We start from the raw sequence: 19,127 nt of genomic DNA, 5'->3' as shown, positions 1-19,127 counted from the left end.
TCCGACTTCTAGTCTAGTTAAAGTGACTATTTTAGACGCTAGTGCCCACACCATGATAGGTCGCAGCTAATTTCGAAAGCGTGCAACGGGCTATACCACCGTACGCCGCACTGGCGACCAGCGCTCCATCGCCGTCAGCGGTGGCTCCCGCGAGTCGCCGCGGACACAGCTGCCATCGGGTCACCGTCCGGCGACGCAAACACTAACACGGTGTCGCCGAAAACGCTGGTGTATGAGCTCCCTTCCCACGGTCCCGGAGACACTCGCTCGAGCGACGCGTACCTACCCCGACCGAGAGGCGATCGTTTACCCCGACAAGGACGTTCGCCTGACCTACGCCGAGCTAGACGACCGCGTAACGCAGTGTGCGAACGCGCTTCGAGCACGCGGCGTCGAGACGGACGACCGCGTTTCGTTGCTGTTGCACAACTCCGCGGAGTTTGCGATCGCCCTCTTCGGACTCTTACGTGCCGGTGCGGTGTTCAACCCGGTGAACTATCGGCTCGCACCCGACGAGGTCGGCTACATCCTCGAGGACTCCGGCTCGACACACCTTATCTTCGAGGAAGCGACGCGTGAAACGGTCGAACGAGGCCGCGAGCGATTCGAGACGGTCGAGGAGTACGTCTACGTCGACGACGATGTCGAAGACGGTCCGGCGTACGCAACCGGGTTCCACGAACTGGTCGACGGCGGCGCGACGACAACTCCGAACGTCACGGTCGATCCGACCGACCAGTACGCGATCATGTACACGAGCGGAACGACCGGGCGGCCGAAAGGCGTCGTCCATTCCCACCGCGACGCGACGTACCACAACATGCTCTACACCGGGCAAACGGGCGTCAATTTCACCGATATCGGTATCTCGGCGATGCCGCTGTATCACAACGCCGAGCTCAACTGCGGACTTCTCAGCCGAGTCAACGTCGGCGCCAAGACGGTGATCTGCCACGACTTCGACCCCCAGCGGACCCTCGAGCTCGTCGACGAGGAGCGAGCCACGCACCTGTTCGTCGCCTCGCGAGTCTGGCGCCAACTGCTCGAGGCCACGGACGAGGTTCCGTTCGACGGTTCCTCGCTCGAACTGGGCATCTACGGCGCCGCGCCGATGCCGCCGTCACTACTCGAGTCCTGTCGGGAGCGGTTCACCGAGCGCTACGCGACGGCCTACGGGATGACCGAGATGGGGCCGTGTGCGACGTTCCTGCTGCCGTTCGAGATCGACCAGCACCGAGAGAGCGTCGGCCGACCCGGACCGAACCACGAGGTACGGATCGTCGAACCGACGGAGAACGAGTCGCCGGACGATCCCGTTACGCCGTCTGACACCCTCGAGGCCGGTCAGACGGGCGAGATAGCCCTCCGGGGACCGCCGATGATGGATCGGTACTGGAACGCACCCGAGAAGACCGCCGAGGCGATCCGGGACGGCTGGTTCTTCACCGGCGATGCGGGCTATCTCGACGACGATGGCTACCTCTACCTGGTCGACCGGATCGACGATATGATCATCAGTGGCGGCGAGAACATCTATCCGACCGACGTCGAGAACGTTCTCTACCAGCACGACGCCGTTCTCGAGGCCGCTATCGTCGGCGAGGAAAGCGAGGAGTGGGGGGAGGTCGTCGTCGCCTACGTCGTCACGGACGGTTCGGTGACCGAATCGGCTCTCGACGAGTTTTGCAGCGACCACGACTCGCTGGCGGCGTTCAAGCGCCCGCGTCGCTACGAGTTCCGCGACGAACTGCCGAAGAACCCCAGCGGCAAGATCCAGAAGTTCAAGCTTCGCGACGACCAGTAGGTGCGTCGCTCCGGACCGTCGTGTCGCGACGAGCCTCGGTATCGTCCCGTCGGTCACTCCGAGGGTGTCATCCCTTTATCGATGTCGTTCATGTACTCGAGCGCCGCGTCGAATCCCTCGGTGGCCGCGATTCGGTAGTACTCCTTGCCGTACTCCGTGTGGTGACCGAGCGCGTCGAACAGTTCGCTGTACTTGAACATCGGACTCGCACCCTTCATTTCGGCCGTGCCGTTGAGCACGTGTTTGAGAATGCGGACGTTGTTGCCAGGCATCTTCCGGAGTTCCTCGACTTCGGCGAAAACGGCGTCCATGAGTTCTGATTTGGCGACGACGCGGTTGACCATCCCCAACTCGTCGGCCCGCTCCGCGTCGACGATCTTTCCGGACAGCAGTAATTCCTTGGCTTCGTGGAGGTTCATCACGAACGGGTAGATGAGCGTCGGTGGGACGCCTGCCATCCGAAGTCCGGGATAGCCGAACGAGGAGTCATCGGTCGCGATCACGATGTCACAGGCCATCGCCAGATCGCTGCCGCCGGCCAGACAGTAGCCGTCGACGGCCGCGATCACCGGCTTATCACAGTCCCAGACGGCGTGGACGTGCGCCGTCGAGGCGTCGAACCGATCGAGGAGGTCTTCGACCGAGGGGACCGGATCTTCCGTCTCACCCTCGGGATTGATATCGTAGCCCGCCGAGAACGCGTCGTCACCCTGGCCTTGGACGACGATCACGCGCACGTCGTCGTCCGATTCGGCCCGCTCGATCGTCTCGCAAAACTCCTCGATCAGGCGGTCGTTCAGCGCGTTCAGCGCGTCCGGACGATCGAGCGTGACGAACGCGATTGCTCGATCTGTCTCGATCGTGTAGTCGATTGCTGTCGGCATACGTATATGCAATACCGTACGGCGACAAATCGTTTTCCACGGCTCGGCCGACCAACGAGTTCCGAACGGAGACGAACCGTCTCCAGCGAGCGCCGGTCTCTCGTTGCTCGCGTCTTCGCCCGTTCCCCGCATATCCTTGAGCCTGGCAGTCACTTCCCGACGCCTCCCCGATCGGACTCCGATCCGTCGAAACTACTTTACTGGTCCCAACACAGAGCGAACGCATGGACGGATTGACCGTCGGCGACCTCGTAGAGACGAATGCACGCAAGTACCCGGACGACGAGTGTCTCGTCTCGCTGACCGGCGACACCCGGGAGACGATCACGTTTCTCGAGTTCGAAGACCGCGTCAACCGGATCGCTCGAGTCCTCGCCGACCGGGGCGTTTCGACGGGCGACCGCGTTGCCGTCTACATGCAGAACCATCCCGAGACGATCGCGACGTACTACGGCGCGATGACACTCGGGGCGCTGCCGGTCCCGATCAACCACCGGTTCAAAGACGACGAGGTGAGTTACGTCCTCGAGGACAGCGAAGCCACGTTCTGCGTGTTCGACGAGGATGCGGCCGAGATCATCGCCACCGTCGCGAACCGGGACGGGACGGCGATCGAGGACTATCTGTATCTCGGTGAGGAGGCTCCGGCGTTTGCCGAGTCGTATCACGCGGCCTGTGAGGGGGTCTCGGCTGACCGCGTCGAGGTCGTTCCGGATCGACTCGATCCGGCGGCGTTGATGTACACCAGCGGCACGACGGGCAAGCCGAAAGGCTGTGTCCTCACCCACGACAACATCATCCAGAACTCGGTCAACACGGTCTACAGCTGTAACTTCCGGGAGAACGAGGATCGGTTTCTTGTCGTCACGCCGCTGTTTCACATCGCCGCCGTGGCACTGTTTACCAACACGTTCTACTGCGGATCGACGACGTACCTGCTGAACGACTTCGTTCCCAAGCGCGTCATGGAGGTCATCGACAGCGAGTCGATTACCGGCTCGTTCTTCGTGCCGATGATGAGCCGTGCGCTGCTCGACGTCGACGGGTTCGACGACTACGATCTTTCGTCGTTCGAACACTACATGACGGGCGCGGCACCCTCCGAGCGCGAACTCAAGGAGGCGATCATCGAGTCGTTCGACGCGAACCTCTACGAGGTCTTCGGACAGACCGAGATGTCGCCGGTCACGTGTCTCCTCTCGCCGGAAGATGCCCTCACCAAACCCGACAGCATCGGCAAATCGATCATCAACGTCTCGGTCAAGGTCGTCGACGACGACGGCCAGGAGGTCGAGCCCGGCGAGATCGGTCGAATCGCCTACAAGGGGCCGACCGCGTTCAGCGAGTACCTCGGGATGCCCGAAAAGACCGACGAGGTGTTCGACGAGGGCTACTTCGTCTCCTCGGATCTCGTTCGCCAGGACGAGGAGGGATACCTCTACTTTGTCGGACGACACGACGACATGATCGTCTCCGGCGGGGAGAACATCCATCCGGCCGAAATCGAGGAAGTCCTCCACGAACACGAGGCGATCTCGGAGGTCGCGGTCGTCGGCGTCCCCGACGAAGAGTGGACCGAACGGGTGAGAGCGGCCGTCGTTCCCCAGGAGGACGAGTCGCTGACGGCCGAGGCGGTCACCGAGTACGTCGGCGAACGGATCGCCGACTACAAGAAACCGCGCGAGGTCGTCTTCTACGACGAACTGCCGCGCAACCCGACCGGCAAAATCGTCAAAGGCCAACTGCAGTAACGCCGTCGATACGTCGCCGTCGGGTTTTGAACCGCTCTCACTCGAGCGCGTCGGCAAAGAACTCGCCGACTCGATCGACGAAGTAGTCGGGGCGCTCTTCGGGAATCCAGTGGCCCGCACCCTCGACGACCTCGCCCTCTACGTCTTGTGCGACCGCGTGCAGGTCCTCGATCGGCAGTTTGCGGAAAGACGCAGCTCCGCCGAGGGCGAGCACCGGCATCTCGAGGGGCGTTTCGGCGTGGCTGGCGTTGTTGTCGGCGTCCTCGTCGTAGGCCCTGTAGTACTCGAAGCCGCCCCGCAGCCCGCCGGGCTGGGAGTAACAGCGGACGTACTCGTCGCGAGCGGCGGCGTTGATCGCGTCCGGATCGTACGCCCCCTCCTTGTAGAACCACTCGAGGTAGAGCCGCTCGCGGCCGGCGACGAGCCGTTCGGGCAGATCGCGGACGCCGTGAAAACGCGTGTGCCAGAAGTGTCGCTTCTCGTCCTCGCGAACGCCGGGGAGCCCGGCCTCGAGCACACAGAGGGCGCCGACTTCCTCGCGGTACTGGGCCGCGTAGGCGTAGGCCGTCGGCATCCCCCAGTCGTGGCCGACGAGCGCGATCTGCTCGTCGTCGAACCCGAGTTCGTGGACGAGATTTCGAACGTCGGTCGCGACGGTATCTTTGTCGTAGCCGCCACGCGGCGTCCCCGAATCGCCCATCCCGCGAAGATCGGGGGCGATCACGGTGTAGTGCTCGGCGAAGGCGGGAATAACATCACGCCACTCGTACCACGTCTGGGGCCACCCGTGCAACAGGACCAGCGGCGGTCCGTCGCCGGCGGTGACGTAGTGCATCGAGAGGCCGTCGATTCGCTTCGTGCCGTGCTCGAGGTCGTCGAACCCGTCGATTTGGGCCATATGTCAATTATTAGCATGGCACTAGTTTACTCTTCGGATTGTTGGCAAAACGGTATCCACGCTGGCTGGAGCCGCACCGGTAGTATCGAACGGGCTCGGACGGTGACCGAGGCTACAACCAGTTGCCAAATGACTATAAGGAAGCCCGCCGACATCCGTCGCATGACAGCGACTGATCTCCTCGTTGTCGGTGGTGGACCGGGCGGGTATACCGCCGCAATTCGGGCCGCACAGCGTGACTGCGACGTCACGCTCGTCGAGCGAGACGGTATCGGGGGGACGTGTCTCAACCACGGCTGTATCCCTTCGAAGGCGATGGTGACTGCGTCGAACCTCGTGACCGATCTCGAGTCGGCCTCCCGGATGGGTATCTACGCGGAGCCGTTCGTCGATGTCGGCGAGCTAGTCGCGTGGAAAGACGACGTCGTCGTCCACCTGACCGACGGCGTCGGGAAACTCTGCAAGGCTAACGGCGTCTCCGTGCGGGAGGGGACCGCTCGCTTTACGGACGATCATACGGTCGACATCGTTACAGACGACGGCTCCAGCGACGAACTCGGGTTCGAAACCGTAATCGTTGCCACCGGCAGCCGCCCGATGGGCGTTCCAGGCTTTTCGTTCGACGACGAGTCGATTCTGGACTCACGGCAAGCGCTGGCACTCGAGAACGCGCCGCGGTCGATGGCCGTCGTCGGCGCCGGCTACATCGGGATGGAACTCTCGACGGTGTTTGCAAAACTCGGGACGGACGTGACGGTCGTCGAGATGGAAGCCGACGCGCTCCCGCGGTACGAATCGGATCTCGCGCGGCCGGTCACACGGCGAGCCCAATCTCTCGGCGTCGACTTCCAGTTCGAGCATGTTGCGAGCGAGTGGACGCCCAACGACGACGGGACCGTGACGCTCTACACGGCGGACGCGAACGGAGACACCCACGAAACGAGCGCGGATCGGATACTCGTCGCCATCGGTCGGGAACCCGTCACCGACACGCTCGACCTCGAGGCAATCGATCTCGAGGCGACCGACGACGGCGTCCTCGAGACCGACGACCGGATGCGGACGGCGCGCGATCACGTCTTCGCGGTCGGCGATGTCGCCGGCGATCCGATGCTCGCTCACGAGGCGGTCGCGGAGGGGCTCGTCGCCGCCGAGGTCGTTGCTGGCGGCGACGCCGCGTTGAATCGCTCGGCGGTTCCGACGGCGGTGTTCGTCGACCCCGAAATTGCCACCGTCGGGCTGACGGAAGCCCAGGCGCGAGACGCGGACGAGGACCCGGTCGTCGGTGAGTTTCCCTTCGACGCCAGCGGTCGGGCGATGACCATCTCGGAGACCGAGGGTTTCGTCCGCGTCGTCGCTGCAGGAGACGACGGCCGTCTCCTCGGCGCACAGATCGTCGGCCCCGAGGCGTCCGAACTGATCGGCGAGCTCGGGGTGGCTGTCGAGGCGGGACTCACACTCGAGGACCTCGCCGGCACCGTCCACATGCATCCCACGCTCTCGGAGACGATCATGGAGGCCAGCGAGAACGCGCTAAACCAGGCGATACACACGCTGAATCGCTGACCCAGAACCGCCGTTGCATCGGTTCCGGAGCCGTCGACGGTTTGATCACCCTCGAGCGAAACTCCGGTCGATCAGGGCTCGACGAGTACCTTGATCTGGTCGCTGTCGGGGTCTTGGAGGTCCTCGAACGCAGATGCAACCTCATCCAACCCGACCGTCCCGCTGATCATCGGCTCGGGGTCGATGCGTCCGTCGGCGATGTGCTCGAGCGACGCGGTGAACGCCGATCGTGAGGCCAGCGGCCCGCCCTGAAAGCCGAACGAGCCGATCAGCTCCCGCTCGGCCTGCATGAGGTCGTTGGGATGGATCGACACCGCCTCTTCGAAGACGCTGAGGACGACGACCGTCTCACCGTAGGCGGTGCTTCGCAGCGCGTCCGTCAGCGTCGCGCCCGCCCCGGCACACTCGAACGAGACCTCTACGCGATCGGCCTGTTGCGTGATCTCCTCGACGACATCGACCGCCGTCGGATCGAGGGTCACGTCGGCGCCGAGGGCTTTCGCGGCCTCTCGACGGGCCGCCCGTGGTTCGCTGACGAAAATCTCGCGAGCGCCCGCCGCCGAAGCGCCCGCCACGACGCCGAGGCCGATCGGCCCGGCGCCAAACACCGCGACGCGATCGGTTAGCTCGAGCCCCGACCGTCGAACGCCCCGGAGCGAGACGCCGAGCGGTTCGGCGAGCGCCGCGTGGCGAAGCGACACGTCTTCGGGAACCGGGAGGACCATCGACGCCGGAACGACGATACGGTCGGCGAAGCCGCGACTCGTGACCACGCCGGCGTCGCCCCGTGCACAGAGGTTGTACTTCCCCGCCGCGCAGTACCGACAGTCCTCACAGGACGCAACCATGTTTAGCGTCACGCGGTCGCCGACCGCGAGGCCGTCGACGGCGTCACCGGTCTCCGAGACCGTGCCGGCGATCTCGTGTCCCATCGGTTTCGGCAGGTAGTCGTCCCACTCGGATTCCGGAATCGAGTGTCCCGAGGCTTCCGCGCGGATCGGTACCGGCCCGACCTCGTACTCGTGGATGTCCGAGCCACAGATTCCCGTATACGCGACGTCGACCGCGACCGTCCCCGGCGAGACGGGGCGTTTTTCGACGTCGTCGATACGGAGGTCTCCAGGCCCGTGAAGGTATACGGCGTCCATTGTCTTGGTGCCACATAACACAGTCAACAAAGGTAAATCTACGCGTCGGTCACGAGTAGGTACTGGATCGAAACGAGTCACAACGGGACGCTACACGGCGTCGAACGCTCGACCCGGATACTCGAGGTACTCGGCCAACTGCTCGAGGAACGCTCCCGAGTCCGCGCCGTCGAGCACGCGGTGATCGATCGTGAGGCTGAACGTGATCGCCCGCTCGAAGGCGATGTCGCCGTCGCGCTCGACGGGGATCGGCTTGCGACGGCCGAGTGCGAGGATCGCGACCTCGGGCGGGTTGATGATCGAGTAGGAGATGTCCATGTCGAAGACGCCGAGGTTGGTGACGGTGAAGGTCCCGCCCTGCAGATCCGCGGCCCCGTGCTCGTTTTCGAGGACGGAGTCAACGAGCCGCCGCCGTTCGGCCGCCAGCTCTTCGAGGTCGCGATCGGGGACGTCGTCGATCACCGGCACCACGAGCCCGCGGTCGCTGTCGACCGCGTAGCCGACGTTGACCTCGTCGATGAGCCGATGGTCGCCGTCCTCGAAGTGGGCGTTGAACGCGGGAAGATCCTCGAGCGTTCGGCCGACGAAATGAAGGATGAGATCGTTCAGCGAGACGTCGACACCCTGTGCCTCGAGGCGGTCTCTCACTTCCTCGAGCCGTTCGATGCCGATGTCGCGAGTCCCCATGACGTGTGGTTTCTCTCGAGCGCTCTTGCTCAACCGCTGTGCGATCGTCTTCCGGGTGCCAGAGAGAGTCCGCGATTCCGAGACGGTGAGGCCGTCGTCGGTCGTCCCGTCGGCCCCACTCGCCGCCGCGTCGGCATCCGCCGTGGCTTCGGTGCTGACAAATTCTTCGATGTCGCTTTCGGTGATCGCACTCTGTGGTCCCGTTCCCTCGACTCGGGTGAGATCGACGCCGTCCTCCGCCGCGCGTCGCTTCGCTCGTGGCGTTGCTTTCACGTCCGTCGCACCCTCGGTTTCGGCTCCGTCATCGCCGGCCGACGAATCGCCGTCGTCCGTCACAGCGCCGCTGGCGCTCTCGAGGTGCGACTCGACGTCGCTCTCGGTAACCGCCCCCTGTGGCCCGGTGCCGTCGATCCCCGTCAGGTCGACGGCCGCCTCGTTGGCGCGCCGTTTCGCACGCGGGGTGGCCTTGACGTCCGCACTCGCCGTCTCGCCGCCTGACGCCGCGTCCGCGGTGGCATCGCCGTTCGTTGGTGGGGCCGTCTCGTCGCCGCTGGCCGCGGACGCACCGCTTCCCTCCCCGTCCTCGAGTTCCGACACCGAGGGCACTGATTCGCCTTCCTCGCCGATCACCGCAAGCGGGGTGCCCACTTCGATCGCGATCTCGTCGCCCTCCTCGACGTACTGGGCTAACAGGGTCCCGCTGGCGGACGCCTCGATCTCGGCACTCGCTTTGTCCGACTCGAGGACGGCGACGATGTCGCCCGCCTCGACGTCCTCGCCCACGTCGACTTTCCACGAGACGAGATCACCGTAGTCACTGAGCCCGAGTTTCGGAATCCGCACTACCTCGACCATGCTACTATCGTGGACTGGCCTGCTATTTAAAACCTCACTGTCAGTAACTGATCGACGTCCCCACGACGGTGGGGCCCGAAAACGGTACCGGCCGCGCCTAGAACAGCGATTCGATCCCGGCCGCGATCCGATCGGCCGAGGGAAGGACCTCCTGCTCGAGGGGCGGACTGAGCGGGATCGGGACGTTCTTGACGCCGATGGTCTTCGGCGGCGCGTCGAGACTGAAGAAATCGTTCTCGACGATTTCGTTCGCGATGTGGCCCTGCGTCCCGTACCGTTCGACGGTTTCGTCGACGACGACCAGCCGCCCCGTCTTGCGGACGCTCTCGGCGATGGTTTCGGTATCGAGCGGTGCGAACGTCCGGGGGTTGATAATCTCGACGTCGATGTCGAGGTCCGCTGTTGCCTCCCGCGCCCGGTGGAACATAAGCTGGGTCGCCACGACGGTGACGTCGTCGCCCTCTTCCTCGACGGCGGCTTCCCCGAGCGCGAGCGTGTACTCTTCCTCGGGGACCTCGCCTTTCGTCTCGCTCAGCATCTTGTGCGGGAGGAAGAAGACGGGATTGTCGTCCCGGATGGCGCTTTTGAACAGCCCCTTCGCGTCGTACGGCGTCGTCGCGGTGACGACGACCCAGCCGGGCACGTTGCCGAGCCAGGAGTGAACCGACTGGGAGTGCTGTGCGCCCGCGCCGATACCCGCACCCGACGGCGCGAAGATCGTCAGCGGCGCTTTCAGCTTCCCGCCGCTAACGTAGGGCTGTTTCGGGATCTGGTTGAAGACCTCGTCGCCGGCCGTCGCCGCGAAGTCCGCGAACTGCAGTTCCGCAACGGGGCGGATTCCGCCGACGGCCGCACCGAGAGCCATCCCGGCGATACCGATCTCGGACAGCGGGGTGTTGCGTACCCGGTCGCGGCCGTGTTTCTGGTATAGTCCCTCCGTTTCGCCGAAATTTCCGCCGAACTCCTCGACGTCCTCGCCGAACAGGATGACGTCGTCGTCGCGGGCCAGTTCCTCGTCGATCGCTTCCGCCACTGCTTGTACGTACGTGATCTCTCGTGTCATTGGTTCTCACCCTGGCCGTAGAGGGGCGTCCGGTAGACGTGGTCGTAGGCCGCTTCCGGCTCCGGTTCCGGGCTCTCTCGAGCGAACTCGACTGCCTCCTTAACTTCCGTTTCGATGTTCGCGATCATGTCCTCGATCCCGGTCTCGGTGACGATGTCGCGCTCGAGCAGGCGCTCCCGGTAGTTCTCGATCGGATCCTTTTCCTCCTTGAGCCGTTCGTACTCATCCGTGTCGCGATAGGTTTCTTTGTCGCCCTCGAAGTGGGGGACGAGTCTGGCGACGCGGCTCTCGATGACCGTTGGTCCACCCCCGTTGCGGGCGCGTTCGATGGCTTCGGAGACGGTATGATACACCGCCTCGACGTCGCTGCCGTCGATGCTTTCGGTCGCCATCTTGTGCGGGATGCCGTAATCCGAGAGATGGTCCGGCGACAGCGATTCCGCGGGCGTCGAGATAGCCCACTCGTTGTTCTCGATGACGAAGACGACCGGCAAGTCCCAGTAGGCGGCGAAGACGAGCGCGGTGTGGAACGACCCGCGACTCGTCCCCCCGTCGCCGATGGTCGTCACCGCAACGTTGTCGGTCTCTTGGATCTCCTCTGCAAGCGCGAGCCCGACGGCGGGATTCTGTCCGGAGCCGATCGTTGCCGCGTGGCCGTACAGTTTCCGGCCGATGTCGGAGACGTGCATCTGCCCGCCGTGTCCCTTGTTCGAGCCCCCGACGCGTCCGTAGAGTTCGGCCATGATATCCGGCAACGGCACGCCTTTCGCGATGTACTGGCCGATGAGTCGTGCGCCGCCGACGGCCAGCCAATCGTCGTCGCCCATCGCCGCCCCCATGCCGATGTGTGATCCTTCGTGACCACCGCTCAAGTGGACGAACCCCGGTATCTCTCCCTCTCCGAATCGCTCTTTCGTCTCCTCCTCGAAGATATCGATGCGAAGCATCCCCTCGAGGAACTGCCTCGCCGTCTCGTCGTCGACGCTAACGTTCTGTGTCATACGGACCCACACTATATCTCGCTCAGTCTACAGTATAAAGCTACCCCAGGATGCCAGCCGAATGGCAGTACGACACCGTGATATTCCCTACCCGTATCGGCTGAGACGTAGCGTGTACTTGCTCGTGGGTAGTATGTTGCCAGTACACGTGCGCGGGCGACATGGAAAAAATCGCAGTGATCACCGGCGGCGTCCGGGATCGGGCGTGCGACAGCAACCCGGTTAGTCGAGGAGGGCGTCGATGTCGTCGTCACGGATGTCGACGAGGACGGCGGCGAGGCGACCGTCGACGGGATCAACGAGAACGAGGCGGCGGTCCTGCACTGTACGCGGTCGGTCGCCGGGGAACTCGCCCGGTACGACATTCGGAGCACCGCCGTCCGTTCCGGTCTGATCGAGACGGCGATGACCGACCGGTGGTACTCCAACACGGAACGGGAGGCCTTGTGCCAGCGGACGGCGTTCGGCCGCGGGGGCGATCCCGACGAAGTAGCTTCGTGCGTCGCCTTTCGCGCCAGCGAGGTCGCGTCGTACGTGACCGGACGCGCTAAACGTCGACGCCGGCGACGTCTAAGCGGTGGCTTCGTCCCTACTCTCTCCGGTAGTGCCGTACACCGGGGGAGCGAACGCTGCTCGAGATCTCCGCTACGAAATAAAATGTGCGCTGGGCGACGTCTTAAACGCGCTCGATGATCGTCGCGATACCCTGGCCGAAGCCGATACACATCGTCGACAGCGCCCTGTCCTGGCCGGTTCGCTCAAGTTCGTGAGCGAGTTTGGTCAGCAACATTGCACCGGTCGCGCCGAGTGGGTGCCCGTGGGCGATGGCCCCGCCGTTGACGTTCGTATCTTCCCAGGAGGCGCCGGACTCCTCGAGCCAGGCCGCGACGACGGCAGCGAAGGCCTCGTTAACCTCGAAGAGATCGATATCGTCGATGCTCATGTCGGCCTTCTCGAGGACCTGTTCGGTCGCCGGGATCGGTCCCTTCAACATCGTAACTGGGTCGACGCCGACGACTTCGGTCTGGACGATCCGAGCCATCGGCTCCCAGCCGTGTTTGTCGGCCGCGTCCTCGCTCGCGAGCAATAGGGCGCTCGAGCCGTCGACGATGCCCGAGGAGTTACCGGGGTGGTGGACGCCGTCGCCCTCTTCGCGGAACGACAGTGGTAGGTTCGACAGCGTCTCGAGATCCGTCTCGGGACGCGGGTGCTCGTCCTGTTCGACGACGACGGATTCGCCGTCGAGTTCGGTTTCGACGGGAACGACCTGCTCGTCGTACCTGCCGTCTTCCCAGGCCTCACCCCAGCGACGCTGGGAGTCGACGGCGATTTCGTCGACGGCCTCGCGTGAAAAGCCGTACTCCTCGGCGATTCGTTCCGCGCCTTCTCCTTGATGGGTTCGTTCGTCGAAGGACTCGAAGTACGAATCGGGGACGGTGTCACTGTCACCGTCCGATCCCATCGGGACGCGGGTCATATGTTCGACGCCGCCGGCGATGAGAACGTCGTGTTGATCGGCCATGATATTGGCCGCCGCGAAGTTCGTCGCCTGTTGGCCGGAGCCACACATTCGGTTGAGCTGTACGCCAGGAACGATGTCGCCCCAGCCGGCGACCATCGGTGCGAGACGGCCCACGTTGAGTCCCTGCTCGTCGACCGGCGAGACACAGCCATAGATAACGTCTTCGACGGTCTCAGGTTCGAACCCGTTTCGTTCTCGAAGGGCCTCGAGTGGCTCTGCGGCCAGATCCTGCGGATGGGTGTCTCGGAACGATCCGTCTCGTTTGCCGAACGGGGTGCGGACGGCGTCTACGATTACAGCATTCTTCATGTGTATGTCCCACATTCTCGGTGAGATGTTAATACCTTTCCCTCGTCCGACACTCCAGGGACGGTCGCTGCAAACGATATGCTGTTACTGGTCCATCGAGCGGAGGATCGACAGCGTGGTCGTGAGTTCGAGCCGATAGCCATAAGAAAGTCTCTCGGCGATTGCCGACACCCTGCTGGTTCGGTTTTCGGTCCGTATTGGTTCGGTGACGTGGATTCGTCACCGCTACGCGTTGGAATACCTTATACAATATAGTCAACCTACTACTTTTCTCTTCGAATCCCAAACACGCGAACCAATGTTATGATAACACACTATGGGTGTTTATTGCGTCGGTGCCGGCTTTGGTGAGACATTACCATGTGACTCATTATCAACGTTCACGGATTCTAAAACTGTGTCACTGTTGTGGCCGACGACCGATACTCGAGCCCTGTCCAGTGGCGTTCGAAGTATGGCGAGGAGACGACTACGGGGCCCTCGTTCGCAGACCCGTACACTTATTGTGGCACTTGTCCACATTCCTCTCGTTGAGCGTACTATGATCTGTCAACAGAGGTGTCGACCCGATGGTTGTAATTGACGGCGCTGGCGGCTACGTTCCGTTGTATCGCATCGACCGCAGCGACGTTGCCGACCAACACGGCGGCCGCGGCCGCGGCGAGAGTGCGGTTCCCGCTCGCGACGAAAATCACGTAACGATGGCGAGCGAGGCCGTATCGACCGCCCTCGGGCGATCGACGACGGCAGCCGAGGACGTCGCCGCGGTGTTTACGGCGAGTATCAGCGACCAATTCGCCGAGCACGGCATCGCCGCCCAGCTCGCGTACAGAGCCGGCACGTCGACCGACGTTCGAACCGGCGACTTCCAGGCCAGTGGCCGTGCGGCGGCCGACGCGCTGGCGACGGCCCGTGAGTACGTTCGCGCAACCGACGAACCGGCCGTCGTGGCGGCGGTCGACGTCATGCCGGTCGAATCCGGTGGCGACGACGAGTCGACGATGGGCACCGGTGCCGGCGCGCTCGTTCTCCGACCGGACAGCGATACCCCGGTCGCCACGCTCGAGTCGGTTGGCCAGGCGACGACGGGCTTTCTCGAGCGCCACCGCGAACACGGCGAGTCGGCCACTGCCGGCGACGCTCGCTTCGAGCGCCGACACGGCGTCGCGCCGGCGGCGTCGACGGCGTTCGACCGGGCCGACGCAGGCGGGGAACTCGAGTACGGCGTCGCCAGCGCACCCGGCTTCCGGCTCGCCCGGACGGCGCTCGAGCCGATCGACGCCGAGCGCGTCTCGACGTTCAACCAGGTCGGTTACGCTGGGACGGCGACGCTGCTGCTCGATCTGTGTCACGCGATCGAATCGGCCGATCCGGGTGCAACGATCGGCGCGGTCGCCTACGGACAGGGCGGTGCCGACGCCTTCGTCGTCTCGGTCGACGACGCTGCAGACGATCTCGATGGACTGACCGTCGCCGAACAACTCGAGGCTAAAGAGTACGTCTCCTACGCCAAACACCTCGAGTACCGCGAGCGATACGATTACGAGGGGGTGCCAAACGCATGAGCGGACCACGATATCATCGAACCAGAGAACAGGACCAGCGACTGGTGGCCTTCGAGTGTCAGTCGTGTGGCTACGTGTCGTTCCCGGACGAAAAGCAGACGTGCAAACGCTGCGGTGACGCGCCGGCGACGTTCGAGGAGGTACAGTTGGCCGAACGGGGCGAGATCAAGACCTTCGTCGTCCAGGAGTACCTCCCCGACGACATCGAAGTGCCACAGCCGCTGGCGATCGTCGACCTGCCACAGGCGGACGGCTCCGGCGAATCCGCTCGTGTCTACGGGTTGCTGACCGAAACGGAACTCGACGAACTGTCGGTCGGGACCGAGGTCGAGGCTCGGTTCCGGGAGCTGTTCGACGACGGCGAGCGACCGATCAATTCCTTCAAGTTCTCGGTTCCCCGCGAGGTGAAACGATGACCGACGCACACGTCGTCGGCTCGGGTATCATCGATTTCGGCGAAAAGTACGAGTGGGCCTTCGACGACCTCCTCGAGGGCGCCTATCTCGATCTCGTCGAGAGCGTCGATCACGGCATCGAACCGACCAAGGATATCGACGCGATCTGGTACGGCACCCTCGACATCGCCAACGAGGGTTCCTCCGGGGCGTCCGTCGCCCACGCGACTGGCCTCTTCGAGAAGCCGGCGACTCAGATCGTCAACGCGTGTGCGACCGGCAGCGACGCGTTCCGGAACGCGGTCCAGGCGGTCAAGGCCGGCGATGTCGAGGTTGCACTCGTCATCGGTGCGGAGAAGATGCTCGACTCGACCGAGGGACTCATCGGCGGCGCCGCCCTCGAACGGCTCTGGCGCGGGCGCGGCGTGACGATGCCCGCCTTCTTCGGCATGCGGGCGACGCGTCACATGGACCAGTACGAGACGACTCGCGAGCAGATCGCGGAGGTCTCCGTCAAGAACCACGAGAACGGGACGAAGTATCCCCACGCCCACCAGCAGTTCGAGTGCTCGGTCGACGACGTCAAGGAGTCGGCGACGGTGTCGTACCCGCTGAACCTCTACGACTGCTGTCCCGTTACCGACGGCGCGTGTGCGGTGCTCGTCACCAACGACGAACGCTCACGCGAGTTCACCGACGCGCCGGTTCGAGTCGCCGGCTACGGCTTCTCGACCGACTCGTTCATGCGGGGCGACGACCTGGCGCTGACGAACTTCCCGGCCTCGAGACAGGCCTCGAGCATGGCCTACGAGCGCTCGGGCTACGGGCCCGACGATATCGACGTCGCCGAAGTCCACGACTGCTTCTCGATCACCGAGCTGATCACCTACGAGGATCTCGGCTTCTGCGAACAGGGCGAGGGTGGCACCTTCATCGACGACGGGGTACCGCACCTCGACGGCGAGAAACCGGTCAACCCCTCCGGCGGCCTCCTCTCGAAGGGCCACCCGATCGGCGCCACTGGCGTCGCACAGATCGCCGAAATCTTCGAACAGCTCCGGGGCGAAGCCGGCGACGTACAGGTTCCCGACGCCGAGGTCGGTCTCCAACACAACATCGGCATCGGCCGCAACGCGACGGGCGCGGTTTCCTGTGTGAACATCCTGGAACGCTAAGTATCGTTCCAACCGTCGACTGCCGGGTCGAATCGATTCCCACACCCGGATTCGACCCAGTAGTGCAGGTTTGGACCGCCACTAAGTCGCTCGCGTTCCCGTTTTCGAGACCATCGGGTCGATAGCGGACGGTTCCGGCCGGCAACCGGCGATACTGACGACGAACACACCGACGGCCGGTCAGTCCGGCCGTTCCATCTCGAAGCGATCGGTCGTCCAGTCGTAGGCACCGCCGGCGAGTCGGCCGACGATCTCGAGCTTACTCGTATCGACTTTGCCGTCTGTCGTGATGTCGTCACGGACGTGAATCGAGACGGCTTCGCCGAGGACGACCGAGTTCGAGCCCACGTCGATGATGTCGTACAGTTCGCACTCGAAGGCGGCGGCTACCCCCGCGACTCGCGGCGGGTCGACGCGCTCGGAGGGTGCCCGCTCGAGATCCGCGTGGTCGAACTCGCTTTCGGTCGATGGGAGTTCGGCGCTCGTTTGGTTCATCGCCTCGGCGAACTCGTGGGTGACGAGGTTGACGACGAACGCCTCGGTTTCCCGGACGTTGACCGTGGTATCGCTCAAGCCGTCCGGCCTGTCGACCGGGGAAAACATGAGGATCGGCGGGTCGACGCTGACGGCGTTGAAGAAGCTGTAGGGTGCGAGGTTGTCGACGCCGTCCTCGCTGCGGGTGCTGATCCAGCCGATCGGACGGGGAACGACGAGGCCGGTTAGGGTTCGGTACAGCGAGGCAGAATCGTCGCGTGGGTCGATGTGCATCGGGATCGTGTCTCGATGCTCGAGAAGGAGTGCCAAACCGATTTCGGTTCGTGGGCCCGTTAGTCGCCGTGTGCCCGTTAGTCGCTGAGTTCCGCGCGCTTGATCTTTCCGCTCGCCGTCTTCGGGAGCTGTTCGATGAACTCGATCTCGCGGGGGTACTCGTGTTTCGAGAGCTCTTCCCGGGCGAAGTTACTGAGTTCGTCCTCGAGATCGGGCGACGGCTCGTAGTCCTCGACCAGCGTCACGTACGCCGCCACGATCTCGCCCCGGGTGTCGTGATCCTTGCCGACGACTGCGGCCTCCTCGACCGCTGGATGGTTCAGCAGCGTCTCCTCCACTTCTTCGGGACCGATGCGGTAGCCCGAGGAGATGATGACGTTGTCGGCGCGGCTGACGTACCAGTAGTAGCCGTCCTCGTCCTGTTTGGCCAGGTCGCCGGTTCGCAGCCAGAGTCCAGTGAACGTCTCGAGGCTCTTCTCGGGACGTCCCCAGTAGGAACCGGTCGGGGATTCGTCGCGTTTGATGGCGATTTCGCCGACCGCTCCCTGTTCGACCTCGTTCCCCTCCTCGTCTAGCAACGCGACCTCGGCGCCGGGGAGGACCTTCCCCATACTGCCGGGTTTGACTTCCCAGTCGTCGAACGCGTAGTTACAGACGACCATGCCGCCCTCCGTCAGCCCGTAGGAGTCCTGTGGCGGCGCGCCCAGTCCATCCTCACACCAGTCGACGGTGTCCTGATCGAGCGCCTCGCCCGCCGAAATCAACACCCGCAGATCGATGTCGTACTCGCTCAGATCGATGCCGGCGGCTCGAGATTGGCGAAGCGCCGTCGGCGGAATCATCGCGTTGTCGACATCCCACGCTTCGAGCGTCTCGAAGAACGTGACCGGGTTGAACTGGCCGCGATAGCAGCCGATCGCCGTCCCCCGAACGCCGGACATGATAGTTCCCATGTTGAGACCGTAGGACCACGAGGGGGAGGCCGCGACCAGGTAGACGTCGTCGGGCCGTAGGTCGACGACGTACTCCGTGTAGGCGTAGAGTTCGATTGGGCCTCGGTGTGGACTCAGCACGCCTTTCGGCGACCCGGTCGTCCCGGAGGTGTAGGTCAACGTGAACGGATCGTTCGGGTGCGTCTCGACTGCTTCGAAGGAATCATCGTGGTCTCTAACGACATCGTAGTCGTCGACGGTCGCGGAGCCGTCGACAGACCCGCCGTCGACCGTGACGACTCGATCGAGCGCCGGGAGGTCCGAGTCGACGATATCACAGCCGCTCTCGGTGGTAAACAGGACCGATGTCCGGGAGTCCTCGAGCCGATAATTAAGCGCGTCGGGGCCGAATACGGGGGCCAGCGGCATGTAGATCCGACCCGCCTTGATCGTCCCGAAGACGACGGCGTACAGTTCGAACTGCGTCGGTAACTTCGCCCCGACGCGGGCACCACGGGTAGTGTGTTCGACGAGATAGTTCGCGACCCGATTGGCGGCGGCGTCGAGTTCGGCGAACGTGTACGTTTCCGTTTCGCCGCTCTCGAAGTCCCGGATTCGAAGTCCGATCTCGTCGGAATCAGCGTGGCGGCCGAGCGCTTCGGTCGCGACGTTCAACGACTCTTTGTCGCCGATGTGTGCGTGTTCTTCCCATGCAATCTCTTTGTCGTGCTTGTCAGCTACTGCTTCGTATGCGCTTCCGTATGTCATGTGCTGTCATCTCTCTGTCTAGTGATATAGGTTTTT

General features: G+C 63.8%; 16 protein-coding genes. 7 read left to right on the top strand and 9 right to left on the bottom strand.

Annotated elements, in window-relative coordinates; genetic code table 11:
• Positions 1-232 precede the first annotated feature (232 nt).
• Positions 233-1,804: a long-chain-fatty-acid--CoA ligase gene (locus tag D8Y22_RS15115; RefSeq protein ID WP_141465534.1), complete on the top strand. Its 1,572-nt coding sequence runs from the start codon at positions 233-235 to the stop codon at positions 1,802-1,804.
• 53 nt (positions 1,805-1,857) lie between these two features.
• On the opposite strand, the gene D8Y22_RS15110 is transcribed toward D8Y22_RS15115, so the two are convergent.
• Positions 1,858-2,688: an enoyl-CoA hydratase/isomerase family protein gene (locus D8Y22_RS15110; protein ID WP_174811865.1), complete on the bottom strand. Its 831-nt coding sequence runs from the start codon at positions 2,686-2,688 to the stop codon at positions 1,858-1,860.
• 224 nt (positions 2,689-2,912) lie between these two features.
• Between D8Y22_RS15110 and D8Y22_RS15105 the strand changes: the two genes are divergently transcribed.
• On the top strand, positions 2,913-4,439 hold the full coding sequence (locus D8Y22_RS15105) for a class I adenylate-forming enzyme family protein (protein WP_141465532.1): 1,527 nt from the start codon (positions 2,913-2,915) through the stop codon (positions 4,437-4,439).
• 37 nt (positions 4,440-4,476) lie between these two features.
• Here the strand turns inward: D8Y22_RS15105 and D8Y22_RS15100 are convergent, their stop codons facing one another.
• Complete coding sequence (locus D8Y22_RS15100; protein WP_141465531.1) at positions 4,477-5,337, bottom strand: alpha/beta fold hydrolase; 861 nt, start codon at positions 5,335-5,337, stop codon at positions 4,477-4,479.
• 162 nt (positions 5,338-5,499) lie between these two features.
• On the opposite strand from D8Y22_RS15100, the gene lpdA reads away from it, so the two are divergent.
• Complete coding sequence (gene lpdA, locus D8Y22_RS15095) at positions 5,500-6,903, top strand: dihydrolipoyl dehydrogenase (protein ID WP_141465530.1); 1,404 nt, start codon at positions 5,500-5,502, stop codon at positions 6,901-6,903.
• 71 nt (positions 6,904-6,974) lie between these two features.
• Here the strand turns inward: lpdA and D8Y22_RS15090 are convergent, their stop codons facing one another.
• The 4 genes from D8Y22_RS15090 to D8Y22_RS15075 form a co-directional block, all read right to left on the bottom strand.
• Complete coding sequence (locus D8Y22_RS15090) at positions 6,975-8,051, bottom strand: zinc-binding dehydrogenase (RefSeq protein ID WP_141465529.1); 1,077 nt, start codon at positions 8,049-8,051, stop codon at positions 6,975-6,977.
• A 90-nt stretch (positions 8,052-8,141) separates the two neighbouring features.
• Positions 8,142-9,593 (bottom strand): 2-oxo acid dehydrogenase subunit E2, encoded by a 1,452-nt coding sequence (locus D8Y22_RS15085; protein ID WP_141465528.1) that lies wholly within the window; start codon positions 9,591-9,593, stop codon positions 8,142-8,144.
• Between the two features lie 97 nt (positions 9,594-9,690).
• Positions 9,691-10,656 carry an alpha-ketoacid dehydrogenase subunit beta gene (locus D8Y22_RS15080; RefSeq protein ID WP_141465527.1) on the bottom strand — a complete coding sequence of 322 codons (966 nt, stop codon included), beginning with the start codon at positions 10,654-10,656 and terminating at the stop codon, positions 9,691-9,693.
• The gene (locus D8Y22_RS15075; protein ID WP_141465526.1) at positions 10,653-11,657 is read right to left on the bottom strand and encodes a thiamine pyrophosphate-dependent dehydrogenase E1 component subunit alpha; all 1,005 of its coding nucleotides are present in this window, start codon (positions 11,655-11,657) and stop codon (positions 10,653-10,655) included. The genes D8Y22_RS15080 and D8Y22_RS15075 overlap by 4 nt, the downstream gene beginning before the upstream one ends.
• Before the next feature lie 294 nt (positions 11,658-11,951).
• Between D8Y22_RS15075 and D8Y22_RS15070 the strand changes: the two genes are divergently transcribed.
• Positions 11,952-12,350 (top strand): SDR family oxidoreductase, encoded by a 399-nt coding sequence (locus tag D8Y22_RS15070; protein WP_342781899.1) that lies wholly within the window; start codon positions 11,952-11,954, stop codon positions 12,348-12,350.
• Here D8Y22_RS15070 and D8Y22_RS15065 read toward each other — a convergent pair.
• Positions 12,334-13,488, bottom strand: a complete 1,155-nt coding sequence (locus tag D8Y22_RS15065; RefSeq protein WP_141465525.1) for a thiolase family protein — start codon at positions 13,486-13,488, stop codon at positions 12,334-12,336. The genes D8Y22_RS15070 and D8Y22_RS15065 overlap by 17 nt on opposite strands.
• Before the next feature lie 569 nt (positions 13,489-14,057).
• Here D8Y22_RS15065 and D8Y22_RS15060 point away from each other — a divergent pair.
• From D8Y22_RS15060 to D8Y22_RS15050, 3 genes are read left to right on the top strand one after another with little or no spacing between them, the layout of a single operon-like run.
• A complete protein-coding gene (locus tag D8Y22_RS15060; protein ID WP_141465524.1) occupies positions 14,058-15,053 on the top strand; it encodes a hydroxymethylglutaryl-CoA synthase family protein in 996 nt (331 codons plus the stop codon).
• Positions 15,050-15,469, top strand: a complete 420-nt coding sequence (locus D8Y22_RS15055) for a Zn-ribbon domain-containing OB-fold protein (RefSeq protein WP_141465523.1) — start codon at positions 15,050-15,052, stop codon at positions 15,467-15,469. The genes D8Y22_RS15060 and D8Y22_RS15055 overlap by 4 nt, the downstream gene beginning before the upstream one ends.
• On the top strand, positions 15,466-16,623 hold the full coding sequence (locus D8Y22_RS15050; RefSeq protein WP_141465522.1) for a thiolase family protein: 1,158 nt from the start codon (positions 15,466-15,468) through the stop codon (positions 16,621-16,623). The genes D8Y22_RS15055 and D8Y22_RS15050 overlap by 4 nt, the downstream gene beginning before the upstream one ends.
• A 180-nt stretch (positions 16,624-16,803) precedes the next feature.
• Here D8Y22_RS15050 and D8Y22_RS15045 read toward each other — a convergent pair whose 3' ends face one another.
• Both D8Y22_RS15045 and D8Y22_RS15040 read right to left on the bottom strand, forming a co-directional pair.
• Positions 16,804-17,391, bottom strand: a complete 588-nt coding sequence (locus tag D8Y22_RS15045) for a flavin reductase family protein (protein WP_141465521.1) — start codon at positions 17,389-17,391, stop codon at positions 16,804-16,806.
• Positions 17,392-17,468: 77 nt separating this feature from the next.
• A complete protein-coding gene (locus D8Y22_RS15040; RefSeq protein WP_141465520.1) occupies positions 17,469-19,091 on the bottom strand; it encodes an acyl-CoA synthetase in 1,623 nt (540 codons plus the stop codon).
• Positions 19,092-19,127 lie beyond the last annotated feature (36 nt).

This window comes from Salinadaptatus halalkaliphilus, from assembly GCF_006543045.1.
In the GTDB taxonomy this organism is placed as follows: domain Archaea; phylum Halobacteriota; class Halobacteria; order Halobacteriales; family Natrialbaceae; genus Salinadaptatus; species Salinadaptatus halalkaliphilus.
Note: the sequence above shows the minus strand (reverse complement) of the source record. Positions and strands in the feature narration are given on the sequence as shown.